This window comes from Sphingomonas fuzhouensis, assembly GCF_034659795.1.
Classification (GTDB): domain Bacteria; phylum Pseudomonadota; class Alphaproteobacteria; order Sphingomonadales; family Sphingomonadaceae; genus Sphingomonas; species Sphingomonas fuzhouensis.
The window spans coordinates 239,499-253,241 of record NZ_JAXSQY010000002.1; the positions used below are offsets into that span (position 1 = coordinate 239,499).

Sequence of the window (13,743 nt, forward strand, 5' to 3'; positions counted from 1 at the left end):
ACGATTCTTATCCTGGATTGTTTCTAGGCGGGAACGACATTACATTTCCGTCATTCCCGGTCCGTCTGTCCGTCATGATGCCCGCTCATCGCCGCACCCGCATCGGGGGCGAAACGCCGGTTCCAGATGATCGCCGAGGTGGAGATCACCGCGACGACCAGGAACGCCGCCGAAAAGCTGGTCAGCGTCGGCGTGCCCTTCCCCTCGACCAGCGCGCCGATCTGCAGCACGGTCGCGGCGGTACAGATGCCCAGCGACAGGGTAAGCTGTTGAAAGGTCGCATAGAAGCTTGTCGCCGCGCTCATCCGGTCCTTGTCCACATCGGCATAGGCGATGGCGTTGAAGCCGGTGAACTGGAACGAGGTGAAGAAGCCCGACAGCGCCAGGATGCCCATGATCGCCGCGATCGACCAGTCGGGGCGGAACAGCGCGCAGGTCGCGTAACCCGCACTGCTGACTAGGCCCGACACGATCAGGCTGCGGCGAAACCCCCAGCGGCGCAGCACGCGCGGTGCCAGCGCCTTCATCGCCAGCGCGCCGACCGCGCCCGCCATGGTGATCGTCCCGGTCTTCGCGGCGGTCAGCCCGAAGCCGAGCTGGAACATCAGCGGCAATAGAAAGGGCTGCGCACCTTGCGTGATCCGGGTCAGCGACCCGCCGATCACCGACAGGCGAAAGGTCGGCACTCGCATCAGCGTCGGGTCGAGGATCGGATCGACCATATGCCGCGCATGGCGGATGTAGAGCCCCCCGAACGCCAGACCGACGAGCAGCAGCACCAGCGCGACCCAGCCCGTCCCCGGTCGGCTCGCCAGCTCGAACCCGAAGAGCAGACAGCCCAGCGACACGCCCGACAACAGGAAGCCCGATATGTCGAACCGCGCCCGCGCATCGCCGCGTACCTCGGGCACCAGCATCCACGCCCCAATCATGCCGATGACGCCGATCGGGATATTGAGATAGAATATCCAGCGCCAGTCGAGCCAGGTCACGATGAACCCGCCCAAAGGCGGTCCCAGGATCGGGCCGATCAGCGCAGGCATGACCAGCCAGGACAAGGCCTGCACCATGTCCGCCTTGGCGACGCTGCGCAGCAGGACCAGCCGCCCGACCGGCACCATCATCGCGCCGCCAATCCCCTGAAGAAAGCGCGCCGCGACCAGCGTCGGCAGCGAGCCCGACTGCGCGCACAGGATCGAGCCGAGCAGGAACACGCCGATCGCCGAACAGAACACCGTGCGCGAGCCAAATCGATCGGCCAGCGTGCCGCTCGCCGGAATGAACAGCGCGAGTGCCAACAGATAGCTGGTCAGTGCCAGGCTGAGGCTGGTCGCGGGCGTGCCCAGGTCGCGCGCCATGGTGGGGAGCGCGACGGTCAGGACGGTGCCGTCCAGCTGTTGCATGAACAGGGCGGAGGCGACGACCAGGGCGATCACGCGATAGCCACGGGTCTGCACAGGCTCTTCGGAACGGGGGGTGCCGCTGGTCACGGCCTCGACGCCGGGGGCCAGCCCATCGCTCACGTCCGCACTCATCGAGGCCAGGTTACGTCGTCTCCAGCGCATGCCGTTCCATTCGTCTATCGCTCACCCCCGGCCCCCTAGAACGCGATAGGCCCCCGACCGATCAAGTCCCATCGCGATCTTTTGCGGATCGGCCGGTCGCGGGCCGACGGAACGGGGCGAACGGGCCAGGGGTTTGGCCAGGGTTTGGAAAGCCGAAACAAAGAGTTCCCCGCCGATGCCGACGATCGCCACCGACCATCTCTTCATCGCCCATGACCTGTACGGCCCGGAGGGCGCGCCCGTGGTCCTGCTGCTGCATGGCTGGCCCGACGATGCCACCACCTGGGACAGGGTCGCGCCGCGGCTCGCCCAGGCGGGGCTGCGGGTCGTGGTGCCGACGCTGCGCGGGTTCGGTGCGACGCGGTTCCGCCATGACCATATACCGCGCACCGGCGACAGCGCGATCCTGGCGCTGGACGCGATCGCGCTGATGGATGCGCTGGGTATCGACCGCTTCATGGTCGCCGGGCATGACTGGGGCGCGAACATCGCCGAGGCGCTGGCGGTCGGCTGGCCAGAACGGGTTACGAGGCTGGCGATGCTGGGCACTCCACCACGCTTGGGAGGGATGCCGACGCCGTCCTTCGATCGGGCGCAGCGGCAATGGTATCACTGGTTCATGGCGACCCGGCGCGGCGCGCAAGCGGTGCGCGACGATCGGCGGGGCTTTGCCCATATCCATTGGGTCAACTGGTCGCCGCCGGGCTGGTTCGACGCGGCGACCTTCGACCGGGTGGCCAAGTCCTTCGACCATCCCGACTGGCCCGCCATCACCATCCACAGCTACCGCGCGCGCTGGGACGAGGCGCAGCCCGATCCGCGCGGGAGCTGGCTGGCCGACCGGGTCAAGGCCACCAGGACGCTGTCGCTGCCCACCCTCTATCTTCACGGCGAACGCGATGGCGTGAACCCGCCTGCGACCGCGCGCGACGTGCCGTCCAAGTTCACCGGACCGTTCACGATGGTCGAACTGCAAGGCGTCGGCCATTTCCCGCAGCGGGAGAATCCGGAGGCCGTCACGCGCCATCTGATCGACCTGTTCGTCGACAAGGGCGACGATCGGCGACGCAAGGCGACCGCCACGAGGCTCGGCATCGGTCTCGCCGCCACTGCCGGTCTCATCGCCCTCGGCATCGCCTGCTCCCGAAGCGGATCGGACGATCCCGCGTCGTAACGGGTTGCCCCACGGCGCGGTCGATGCGAAGGAATCCCTAGGGTGTTCGCAGACCAGATGCGGGCAGGATCGTCGTTGGTCGGGCCGCCAGCGATGGTCAGCCATGTCGGAGACACCCCTCATGACGCAATCCGCGCGCGCCAGCGCCATCCGCCGTTTCCTCAATTCCCAGACCTCGTCCGGACTGGTCCTGATGGCGGCGGCCCTGCTGGCGCTGATCCTCGCCAATTCGCCGCTCGCCGGGAAGTATGAGGCGGTCCTTCACCAACATCTGGGGCCGTTGTCGCTGAGCCACTGGATCAATGACGGGCTGATGGCAGTCTTCTTCCTGCTCGTTGGGCTGGAGATCAAGCGCGAGGTGCGGGACGGGCAATTGTCCAGCTGGCCGCGTCGTATCCTCCCCGGATTGGCGGCGCTGGGCGGGATGGTCGTGCCCGCCCTGATCTATCTCGCCTTCAATCGCAGTGGCACCTCTTCGGGCTGGGCGATCCCGACGGCGACCGACATCGCCTTTGCGCTGGCGGTCATCCGGCTGGTCGGCGACCGGGTGCCCGCGTCCTTGCGCATATTCCTGGCGGCGCTGGCGATCATCGACGATCTGGGCGCGGTCGTGGTGATCGCGGCCTTCTATTCCGCCGCACTGTCGCCGATCGATCTGGGCGGCGCGGCGGCGATGCTGGTCTTGCTGATCGCGTTCAATCGACTGGGGGTGAAGCGGCTGTCGCCCTATATGCTGGTCGGGATCGGGCTTTGGGTGTTCATGGTCCGATCGGGCATTCACGCCACCATCGCGGGCGTCCTGCTGGCCTTCACCATCCCGATGAGCCGCACCCCGGCCCGGCCCGATGGCGAGGATGATACGCGCGACAGCCCGCTCCACCGATTGGAGCACGGCCTGCACATGCCGGTCGGGTTCCTGATCCTGCCGATCTTCGGGCTCGCCAATGCCGGGGTTCCTGTGCTGGGCCTGCCCATGGGGGCGTGGGCCGCGCCAGTGACATTGGGCGTCGGCATGGGGTTGCTGGTCGGCAAGGTGGTCGGCGTCTTCGGCATGACGATGCTGGCGGTGCGCACGGGCCTGGCCGATGCGCCCGCCCATGCGACCGTCACGCAGATGCTGGGCACGGCCCTGCTCTGCGGGATCGGGTTCACGATGAGTATCTTCATCACCTTGCTCGCCTTTCCCGGTGATCCGCTGCTTCAGGCGGAGGCCAAGCTTGGCGTGCTGGCGGGGTCGCTGGCGTCGGGGCTGATCGGTTTCGCCATCCTGCGCCGCGCCGCCCGATAAGCGCTTGCGCCCGTTCGGCCCGGCGGCCATCCTGCCGATCTCGGGACATGAAGGGGGACGGCAATGCGGTGGATGGCGGCAACGGGTTTGATGGCACTCGCCTGGGCGATGCCCGCCACGGCGCAACAGGCGACCCCGCCGGTCGCCGCCAAGAAACCGCATCAGGTCGCCTCCCCCAATGGCGCGCGCGAGGACGAATATTACTGGCTGCGCGACGACACCCGGAAGAACCCCGAGATGCTCGCCTATCTCAAGGCCGAGAACGCCTATGCCGATGCGCAGACCGCCGCGCTGAAGCCGATTGAGGCGACACTCTATGCAGAGACGGTCGCCCATATCAAACAGGACGACAGCAGCGTCCCGTACCGCAAGAACGGATACTGGTATTCGTCACGCTTCGCGACCGGCGCGGACTATCCACTGGTCGAACGCCGCCAGGGCAGCCCGACCGCGCCCGCCACTCTGCTGTTCGATCAGCCCGCCATGGCGAAGGGCCACAATTTCTTCTCGCTGTCCGACTGGTCGGTCAGCCCGAACAACAGGCTGGTCGCCTGGGCCGAGGACACGGTCGGGCGGCGGCAATATGTCCTGAAGGTCAAGGATATCGCGACCGGGCGCCTCTATGAAGACACGATCGCGAACATCGAGCCGAACATCGTCTGGGCGGCGGATAATCGCACCATCCTCTACATCGCCAAGGACCCGACGACGCTGCGGGGCTACCGCGTCATGGCGCATGTGCTCGGCACGCCGGTCAACGCCGACCGGATGCTGTATGAGGAGAAGGACGACACCTTCAATATGGGAATCGGCCGGACGACCGACGACCGCTATATCTGCATCGGCGTCCAGAGCACGGTCAGCGACGAGCAGCGTTGCGCCCCCGCCGCGCAACCGACCGCCTTCACGATCATCGCGCCCCGCGAACGCGAGTTCCGCTATAGCGCCGACCATCTCGGCAATCGCTGGATCATCCGCACCAACCGGGGCGCCAAGAACTACAAGCTGGTGACGCTCGCCGATGCCGACACGGCAAGGGGCGAGGCTGCATGGCGCGATTTGGTGGCCGGCAGCGACGCGGTGTTCATCGAGGCGTTCAAGCCCTTCAACGGCTTCGTCGCGATCGACCAGCGCGAGGGCGGCAACCGGATGATCCGCCTGCTGACCGATGCGGGCACGTCCATCCCCGTCAAGGCGGACGAGCCCGCCTATCGCATGGGCCTGTCGACCAATGAAGAGCCGGACACGCCCTGGGTCCGCTACACCTATGGCTCGCTGGTCACGCCGACCACGACCTATGAGATCAATGCCCGCACCGGCGAGCGCCGCACGCTGAAGGTGACGCCGGTGCCGGGCTATGACCCCTCGCGCTACGTCACCGAGCGGGTCTGGGCGCCTGCACGCGACGGCACGCGCATCCCCGTCTCGATCGTGTATCGCAAGGGCGTGAAGCGCGACGGCACGGCACCGCTCTTCCAATATGCCTATGGCAGCTATGGCATTTCCACCGATCCCTCGGTCGATGCCGGGCGGATCGGGCTGCTCGACCGCGGCGTCGTCTATGCGATCGCCCATATCCGCGGCGGGCAGGAGATGGGGCGCGGATGGTATGATGACGGGCATCTGCTGAACAAGAAGAACAGCTTCACCGACTTCATCGACGTGACCCGCTATCTGGTCGCGCAGAAATATGCCGCGCCCCGCCGGGTCGCGGCGATGGGCGGCAGTGCGGGCGGCCTGCTGATGGGCGGCGTCGCCAATATGGCGCCGCAGGATTACAGGGTCATCATCGCGCAGGTGCCGTTCGTCGACGTGGTGACGACGATGCTCGACGCCTCGATCCCGCTGACCACCTTCGAGTATGACGAATGGGGCAATCCAGCGAACAAGCCCTATTACGACTATATGCTCAGCTACTCACCCTACGACAATGTCGCGGCCAAGGCCTATCCGGCGCTCTATGTCGGCACCGGCCTGTGGGACAGCCAGGTGCAATATTACGAGCCCGCCAAATGGGTCGCCCGGCTGCGCGCGAAGAAGACAGACGCCAACCCGCTGCTGTTCCGGGTGAATATGGAGGCCGGGCATGGCGGCAAATCCGGGCGGTTCGAACGCATCCGCCAGAATGCCGAGTGGCAGGCGTTCATGCTGTCGCAACTGGGGGTGACGGGAAGCTGACCCCAAATCCTTCGCCTCGGCACCCGCACGACGAGGGGCATTGCAGATGATACGGCTCGGCTGGCTCATCCTGGGATGCCTGTTCGTCGCGCTCGGCGTGATCGGGGCGATCCTGCCGCTGATGCCGACGACGATCTTCCTGATCCTGGCGGCGGGCTGTTTCGCGCGGTCCTCGCCCCGGCTGGAGGCGTGGCTGCTCGACCATCCGCGCTTCGGCCCGACCTTGCGCGCCTGGCGGGAACAGGGCGCGATCGGGCGGCGGGGCAAGGCGATGGCGTGCGGCGGGATGACGCTGGGCTATGGTCTGTTCTGGCTCACCGCCAGGCCGCATTGGCCGCTGGCGCTGCTCGTCGCCGCCGTGATGGGCGGATGTGCGGCCTATGTCCTGACGCGGCCGACCGCCTGATCCGGCCTTGCAGTCGCTATATATGAAGCATATACGCTTCATATATGGGTATCGTAAAAATCGACGACCAGCTCCACGAGGACATCCGCCGCGCCAGCACCGTCATGTGCCGGTCGATCAATGCGCAGGCCGAGTTCTGGATGAAGATGGGCATGCTGGCCGAGGCCAATCCGACACTGACTTTCCATCAGATCGTCAAGGATCAGATGGCGGCCGCCGATATGGCCCTGCCCAAGCCGCTGGTCGCCTGACATGGTGAAGACTCCGCAAGAACTGGCGCTGATGCGCATCTCCGGGCGCCTGCTGGCGCAGGTGTTCGAGATGCTGGACGGCGTAACGCTGAGCGGCATGTCGACGCTGGCGGTCAACGATCTGGTCGAACGCTACATCACCCATGACCTGTCCGCGCGGCCCGCGAGCAAGGGGCAGTACGGCTTTGCCTATGTGCTCAACAGTTCGATCAACCAGGTCGTCTGCCACGGCGTGCCGAACGCGGATGACGTGATCCGCGACGGCGATATCGTCAATCTCGACATCACGCTGGAAAAGAACGGCTTCATCGCGGATTCCAGCAAGACCTATATGGTCGGCGAAGTCTCGCCGGGCGCGAAACGGCTGGTCCGCGTGACGCAGGAAGCGATGTGGAAGGGCATCAGACAGGTCCGCCCCGGCGCACGGCTGGGCGACATCGGCGCGGCGATCGAGAAACATGCCAAGGCGAACGGCTATTCGGTGGTACGCGACTATTGCGGCCACGGCATCGGGCGCGAAATGCATGAGGCGCCCGATGTGATGCACTTCGGGCGGCCGGGCACGGGTGTGCCCTTGCGCGAGGGGATGACTTTCACCATCGAACCGATGATCAACCAGGGCACGCGCAAGGTGTCGACCAGCGACGATGGCTGGACGGTGGTGACCGATGACGGCAAGCTCTCGGCGCAGTTCGAACATACGGTCGCGGTGACGAAGACCGGGGTGGAGGTTCTGACCCTCCGGACGGGCGAGAAGCTGGGCTGACGTAATTCCTCCCCTGCAAGGGGAGGTGGCAGGCCGTCAGGCCTGACGGAGGGGTGTCGCTATCGAGAGGGTTACACCCCTCCGACGCGCTACGCGCGCCACCTCCCCTTGCAGGGGAGGAATGGGATGGTCCTACCCCTCCACCCGCAACCGATACCCCACGCCCAGTTCGTTCGCGATCACGCTGCCGACCGGCCGTGGCGCCTCCAGCTTCTGGCGCAGGTTGCGCACGACGATGCGCAGATAATCGATGCGCGGGTCCTCGTCCCCGCCCCAGGCGGCATCGATGATCTTGTCATGCGTCACCACCCGCCCCGGATGCCGCGCCAGTACCGCCAACACGTCATATTCCTTGCGGGTCAGATGCTGTTCCTCACCACCCCGCGTCACCACGCGCCGATCGAGATCGATCGCCAGATCGCCCGTCCGCACGACAGAAGGCGCCGCCTCCGCCGCGCGTCGGTGGCGCAGGGCGACACGCAGCCGCGCCAGCAACTCGTCGGTGTCGAACGGCTTGGTGACATAATCGTCCGCGCCCAGATCGAGCGCGGCGACCTTCTCCTCGGTCGCCTCGCGCGCGGAGACGACCAGGATCACCCGCTGTCCCCCACGCAGCAGCGGGATCAGGCTGAGCCCATCACGGTCAGGCAGCCCCAGGTCGAGCAGCACCGCATCGGGATGGTCCGCCGCCGCGCGTGCCAGCGCCTCTCGCCCGTCGCGCGCCTCGACCACCAGATGCCCCGCCTGTTCCAGCGTGTTGCGCAGCAGGCGGCGGATCGCGACTTCGTCGTCCACCACCAGGATCGTCGCGGGCATCAGGCCATTCCCTCCGGCGCCCCGTCACCCATGACAAGGTCGCGCATGATACGCTCGCGCGGGAAGCACAGCGCGAACGCCGCGCCCGTGCCATCCTCGCGATTGCCCGCCTCTACGCCCAGACCCATGGCCTCGGCAAAGGCCTTGACGATGGCGAGGCCAAGGCCCGTGCCACCCGCCACCCGGTCCGAGCCTTCCAGCCGCCGGAACGTCTCGAACACCTCCGCCTCGCGCCCCGGCGGCAGGCCGGGACCATGATCGAGGACCGAGAGGCGCAAGCTCCCATGGCGGTGCCGCCCCTCGATGACGATCTCGGTCCCCGGATCGCCGTAACGCCCGGCATTGTCGAGCAGGTTGAGCAGGCAGTGGTGCAGCAGTTGCGGATCGGCGCGGACCAAAGGCAGGTCGGGCGGCACGTCGAGCCGCACCGCATGGCCCTCCAGCGCGCGGCGGGCGTCATGCGCCGCGCCGGTCACCGCGTCGCTGAGGTCGATCGCCTCGATCTTCAGCTTAAGCGCCCCAGCCTCGACCCGCGCCATGTCGAGCAGATTGGCGACGAAGCGGTTGAGCCGTGCCGCCTCGCCCTCGATGGTCGAAATCAGGTCGGGCGTCGCGCCCTGCCGCAACTGCGCGGCGGCGGCCATCACGGCAGTCAGCGGCGTGCGTAGGTCATGGCTGACCGAGGACAGCAGCGCGGCGCGTAAACGATCGCGGGTGCGCACCGCATCGACGTCGCGCACCTCCACCTCCAGCCGCAACCGTTCGAGGATCAGCGCGGCCTGATCGATCAGCCCGGTCAGCAGCGGCAAGCGGTCGGCGCGCACCGGCTCGCCCCCTGCCTCACGCGCCAGCCCCAGCACGGCGAGCGTCCGGTTGCCCGCCTTCAGCGGCTGGAACAGCCATTCGGAGGCGGCCAGCGTCGCCGATCCCTTGCCCGCGGGCGTGCCGGTGTCGAACGCCCAGTGCGCGGCGGCCATCTCCATCGTCTCCAGCCGGTAGTCCGGCTTGGTCGCGGCCTGCACGGCCAGCCCGGCGGGCGATGGGGTGAGCAGCACCGCCTGCACCTCGAACAGCCGGGCAATGTCTTCGCAAATGACCCGCGCCGCCTCGGCCGGATCGGCGAGGCCGCTCAACCGGTGGAGGAACCCCGCCAGCGTCGCATTGTCGCGGGCACTCGCCGCCGCCAGATCGGCCTGCGCCCGGACCCGCGAGGTCAGCTGGCTGGTCGCAATGGCAACGCCTAGCAGGACGAAAATCGAGATGACATTCTCGGGATTGCTGACGCTCAGCGTGCCGACGGGGGGCAGGAAGAAGAAGTTGTAGGCCAGGCTCGACGCGATCCCGGCGAACAGGCCGGTGCGCAGGCCATAGAGGCTCGCCGCCGCCATGACGGGGAGCAGATAGAGAAGCGCGACATTGCCCAAGTTCAGGATATGGAACAGCGCACTCGCCAGCCCGGTGACGCCCGTGACCCCCGCCAGCGTCAGGGCATAGCCGATGGGCGAGCCCCATTGTCCGCGCCGCTTGGTGCGCTCGCGCGCGACCGGCGCTTCCCCGACCGGCAAGACATGGACGGTGACGCCCGGCGTCTCACGCACCAGCCGGTCGACGACCGAACCATGGCGCAGCTCGAACCAGCGCGATCGCTTCGCCTTGCCGACGACCAGCTGCGTGGCGCGTGCATCGGTCAGGAAGGCGCGGATACCCTCGACCACGCTGGGGGCAGGCACCGTCGCCACCGCAGCCCCCAGCTGTGTGGCCAGCGTCATCGTCGCGGCCAGCCGCCGATGCTGTGCCTCGCCCAAAGTCGCGGTGCGCGGCGTATCGATGAACAGCGCGGTCCAGGGCGCGCGTAAAGCATCGGCGGTGCGTTTGGCGGCGCGGACCAGTTCATCCGCACCGGGCAATTCGCTGACCGCGACGACCAGCCGCTCCCCCGCCGCCCATTGCCCGCCGACGCCCAAGCTGCGGACATGGTCGAGCATCTGCGCATCGACCGCCTGTGCCGCCCGCCGCAGCGCCAGTTCGCGCAGCGCCGACAGGTTGGACTTGGAAAAGAAATGCGACAGCGCCCGCGTCGCTTCCTGCGGCAGATAGACCTTGCCCGCCTTCAACCGCTCGATCAGCTCGTCGGGGGGAATGTCGACCACCTCGATCTCGGCGGCCTCCAGGATGCGGTCGGGCACCGTCTCGCGCACGCGGACACGGGTGAAGCTGGCGACGACGTCGTTCAGGCTTTCGACGTGCTGGATGTTGACGGTGGAATAGACGTCGATCCCCGCCGCCAGAAGCTCCTCGACATCCTGATAGCGTTTCGGATGGCGACTGCCGGGCGCATTGGTGTGCGCCAGTTCGTCGACCAGCGCGAGGCGCGGCGCACGGGCGAGCACCGCGTCGATGTCCATCTCATGCAGCGTCCGCCCCTCATAGGGGACGGCGCGGCGAGGCATGACCTCCTGCCCCCGCACCAGCGCCTCGGTCTCGACCCGGCCATGGGTTTCCACGACCGCGACGACGACATCCACCCCGTCGCGTCGTCGTGCGGCCCCTTCGGAGAGCATCTCGAACGTCTTGCCGACGCCGGGGGCTGCGCCGAGGAAGATTTTCAGGCGGCCGCGCCCCTCGCGCTCGGCGGCGCGCAGCAGGGCATCGGGGTCGGGGCGCGGCTCGCCTGCCGTCATCGCGCGGGCGTGGCGTCCAGCGCGCGGTTAAGGGCGAGGACGTTGACATGGGGGTCGCCCAGCACCGAGCCTTCGGTATGAGCGACGACCAGCGCCCGAACCTGCTCGACGCCCAGACCTCGGACGCGGGCGACGCGTGCGACTTGCGCCAGTGCGGCTTCGGGCGACAGATCGGGGTCGAGGCCCGAGCCGCTGGCGGTGACGAGGTCGGCCGGAATCGGCCCCATCACACCCTCGGCACGACGCTTGGCCACATCGGCCTTCACCCGGTCGACCAGGGCGCGCGACGTCGGCCCCAGATTCGAGCCCGACGAGGCCAGCCCGTCATAGCCCTTGCCTGCCGCCGAGGGACGCGTCTGGAAATAGCGATCGCTGACGAAGGCTTGCCCGACCACCTCGGAGCCGATCACGCGGCCGCCGACCTGCACCAAACTGCCATTGGCCTGATGCGGGAAGATCGCCTGGCCGATCCCGGTCATGGCCAGGGGATAGGCGATGCCGAGAAGAGCGGCGAACAGGATCGTCATGACGATCGCGGGCCGCAAGGCGGAAGTGAAATCCTTACCCATGACAATGCTTCCTTATGCGAGGCCGAGGCCACCGACCACAAGGTCGATGATCTTGATGCCGACGAACGGCGCGATCAGGCCGCCCAGGCCATAGACGGCGAGGTTACGCGCCAGCAGCGGCCCCGCCCCCATCGGCTTGTAGGCGACACCCTTCAGCGCCAAGGGCACGAGCAACGGGATGATGAGCGCGTTGAAGATGATCGCGCTCAGGATCGCCGATTGCGGCGTCGCCAGACCCATGACGTTGAGCACGCCAAGGCCCGGATAGAGCACCACGAACATCGCCGGAATGATCGCGAAATACTTCGCCACGTCATTGGCGACCGAGAAGGTCGTCAACGCCCCGCGCGTCATCAGCAGCTGCTTGCCGAGGCCGACGACCTCGATCAGCTTGGTCGGATCGCTGTCCAGGTCGACCATGTTGCCCGCCTCGCGCGCAGCCTGGGTGCCGGTGTTCATCGCCACCCCTACGTCCGCCTGTGCCAGGGCCGGCGCGTCGTTGGTGCCGTCGCCGCACATCGCGACCAGCTTGCCGCCCTGCTGTTCCTTGCGGATCAGCGCCAGCTTGTCCTCCGGCGTGGCCTGGGCGAGGAAGTCGTCGACGCCCGCCTCGGCAGCGATCGCGGCGGCGGTCAGCGGATTGTCGCCGGTAATCATCACCGTGCGGATGCCCATGCGGCGCAGCTCGCCGAAGCGTTCGCGGATGCCCGCCTTCACCACGTCCTTCAGGAAGATGGCACCGAGCAGGCGACCATTCTCCGCCACCGCCAGCGGGGTGCCACCGGCGCGCGCGATCTCGTCGGTGATACGGCGCAGCTGGGTCGCCGCCGCCGTCTCGCCTACGCCCGGATGGGCGCGCAGGATCGAGTCGACCGCGCCCTTCTGGATCAGCCGATCGCCGATCCTCACGCCCGAGATGCGGGTCTGGGCGGTGAAGGGGATGATCTCGGCGTTCGCCGGCAGGCTGGCGATCGACACCTTGAACTGCTCGCGCGCCAGGACGACGATCGAGCGGCCCTCGGGCGTTTCATCGGCGAGACTCGCCATCAGCGCCGCCTCGGCCAGCGCGTCGACATCCGAGCCGCCGACGGCGCGAAACTCGCTCGCTTGACGGTCGCCGATGGTGATGGTGCCCGTCTTGTCGAGCAGCAGCACGTCGACATCGCCCGCCGCCTCGACCGCGCGCCCCGACTTGGCGAGCACGTTGAAGCGGACCAGACGGTCCATGCCCGCGATACCGATCGCCGACAGCAAGGCCGCGATGGTCGTCGGGATCAGGGTGATGAGCAGCGCCGCCAGGATGGCTACCGGGATGCTGCCGCCCGCAAAGGAGGCAAAGCCCGGAATGGTGCCCACCGCAATCAGGAAGATGATGGTTAAGCCGACGAGCAATATGGTCAGCGCCACCTCGTTCGGGGTCTTCTGCCGCTCGGCCCCCTCGACCAGCGCGATCATGCGGTCGAGAAAGCCCTGGCCCGGATTGACGGTGACGCGTACCCGGATTTCGTCCGAGATGACGCGGGTGCCCGCCGTCACCGCCGAACGGTCGCCGCCCGCCTCGCGGATGACCGGCGCGCTCTCGCCGGTGATCGCGGCCTCGTTGACCGAGGCCACACCGGCGACGACTTCGCCGTCCGAGGGGATCAGGTCGCCGGTCTCGACCAGCACCACGTCGCCGATCTTCAGCGCGCTGGCGGGGACATTCTCCCACTCATGGCCCGCGCCCTTCAGCCGCTTGGCAGTCAGCTCGGCCTTGGCAGCACGCAAGCTTGCCGCCTGCGCCTTGCCACGCCCTTCGGCCAGGGCTTCGGCAAAGGTGCCGAACAGCACGGTCAGCCACAGCCAGACGACCAGTTGCAGCTTGAAGCCGGTGGTCAGCCCGTCATGCCCGACGACGAGCAGGATGGTCAGGAGGGCGGCGACCACGGCGGTCACGAACATCACCGGATTGCGGATCAGTTCTCGCGGATTGAGTTTGACGAACGACGCCTTGATCGCCGGGAGCACCAGCTCGGCGGTGAACAGGCTCTTGGTAGGGGAATGGGCCAT

11 protein-coding genes are annotated in these 13,743 nt (G+C 67.5%); 6 read left to right on the forward strand and 5 right to left on the reverse strand.

What is annotated here, in order from left to right; all coding sequences use genetic code 11:
* Nucleotides 1-50: 50 nt before the first annotated feature.
* Nucleotides 51-1,565: an MFS transporter gene (locus U1H82_RS05720; protein ID WP_322963966.1), complete on the reverse strand. Its 1,515-nt coding sequence runs from the start codon at nt 1,563-1,565 to the stop codon at nt 51-53.
* A 175-nt stretch (nt 1,566-1,740) separates the two neighbouring features.
* Between U1H82_RS05720 and U1H82_RS05725 the strand changes: the two genes are divergently transcribed.
* From U1H82_RS05725 to map, 6 genes are all read left to right on the forward strand, one after another.
* The gene (locus U1H82_RS05725; RefSeq protein ID WP_322963967.1) at nt 1,741-2,739 is read left to right on the forward strand and encodes an alpha/beta fold hydrolase; all 999 of its coding nucleotides are present in this window, start codon (nt 1,741-1,743) and stop codon (nt 2,737-2,739) included.
* Nucleotides 2,740-2,860: 121 nt separating this feature from the next.
* Nucleotides 2,861-4,027: a Na+/H+ antiporter NhaA gene (gene nhaA / locus U1H82_RS05730; RefSeq protein ID WP_322963968.1), complete on the forward strand. Its 1,167-nt coding sequence runs from the start codon at nt 2,861-2,863 to the stop codon at nt 4,025-4,027.
* A 90-nt stretch (nt 4,028-4,117) separates the two neighbouring features.
* The gene (locus U1H82_RS05735) at nt 4,118-6,205 is read left to right on the forward strand and encodes a S9 family peptidase (protein WP_322963969.1); all 2,088 of its coding nucleotides are present in this window, start codon (nt 4,118-4,120) and stop codon (nt 6,203-6,205) included.
* A 46-nt stretch (nt 6,206-6,251) separates the two neighbouring features.
* Complete coding sequence (locus U1H82_RS05740) at nt 6,252-6,611, forward strand: YbaN family protein (RefSeq protein WP_322963970.1); 360 nt, start codon at nt 6,252-6,254, stop codon at nt 6,609-6,611.
* A gap of 44 nt (nt 6,612-6,655) precedes the next feature.
* A complete protein-coding gene (locus U1H82_RS05745; RefSeq protein ID WP_322963971.1) occupies nt 6,656-6,862 on the forward strand; it encodes a ParD-like family protein in 207 nt (68 codons plus the stop codon).
* 1 nt (nt 6,863) lies between these two features.
* Nucleotides 6,864-7,628, forward strand: a complete 765-nt coding sequence (map, locus tag U1H82_RS05750) for a type I methionyl aminopeptidase (protein WP_322963972.1) — start codon at nt 6,864-6,866, stop codon at nt 7,626-7,628.
* A 132-nt stretch (nt 7,629-7,760) separates the two neighbouring features.
* On the opposite strand, the gene U1H82_RS05755 is transcribed toward map, so the two are convergent.
* The 4 genes from U1H82_RS05755 to kdpB are packed head-to-tail and all read right to left on the reverse strand — an operon-like array spanning nt 7,761 to nt 13,743.
* The gene (locus U1H82_RS05755; protein WP_322963973.1) at nt 7,761-8,444 is read right to left on the reverse strand and encodes a response regulator transcription factor; all 684 of its coding nucleotides are present in this window, start codon (nt 8,442-8,444) and stop codon (nt 7,761-7,763) included.
* Nucleotides 8,444-11,125 (reverse strand): DUF4118 domain-containing protein, encoded by a 2,682-nt coding sequence (locus U1H82_RS05760; protein WP_322963974.1) that lies wholly within the window; start codon nt 11,123-11,125, stop codon nt 8,444-8,446. The genes U1H82_RS05755 and U1H82_RS05760 overlap by 1 nt, the downstream gene beginning before the upstream one ends.
* Entirely contained in the window at nt 11,122-11,694 is a 573-nt protein-coding gene (gene kdpC / locus U1H82_RS05765; RefSeq protein WP_322963975.1) for a potassium-transporting ATPase subunit KdpC, read from the reverse strand. Before kdpC ends, U1H82_RS05760 begins: the two co-directional genes overlap by 4 nt.
* Before the next feature lie 12 nt (nt 11,695-11,706).
* Nucleotides 11,707-13,743: a potassium-transporting ATPase subunit KdpB gene (kdpB, locus tag U1H82_RS05770; RefSeq protein ID WP_322963976.1), complete on the reverse strand. Its 2,037-nt coding sequence runs from the start codon at nt 13,741-13,743 to the stop codon at nt 11,707-11,709.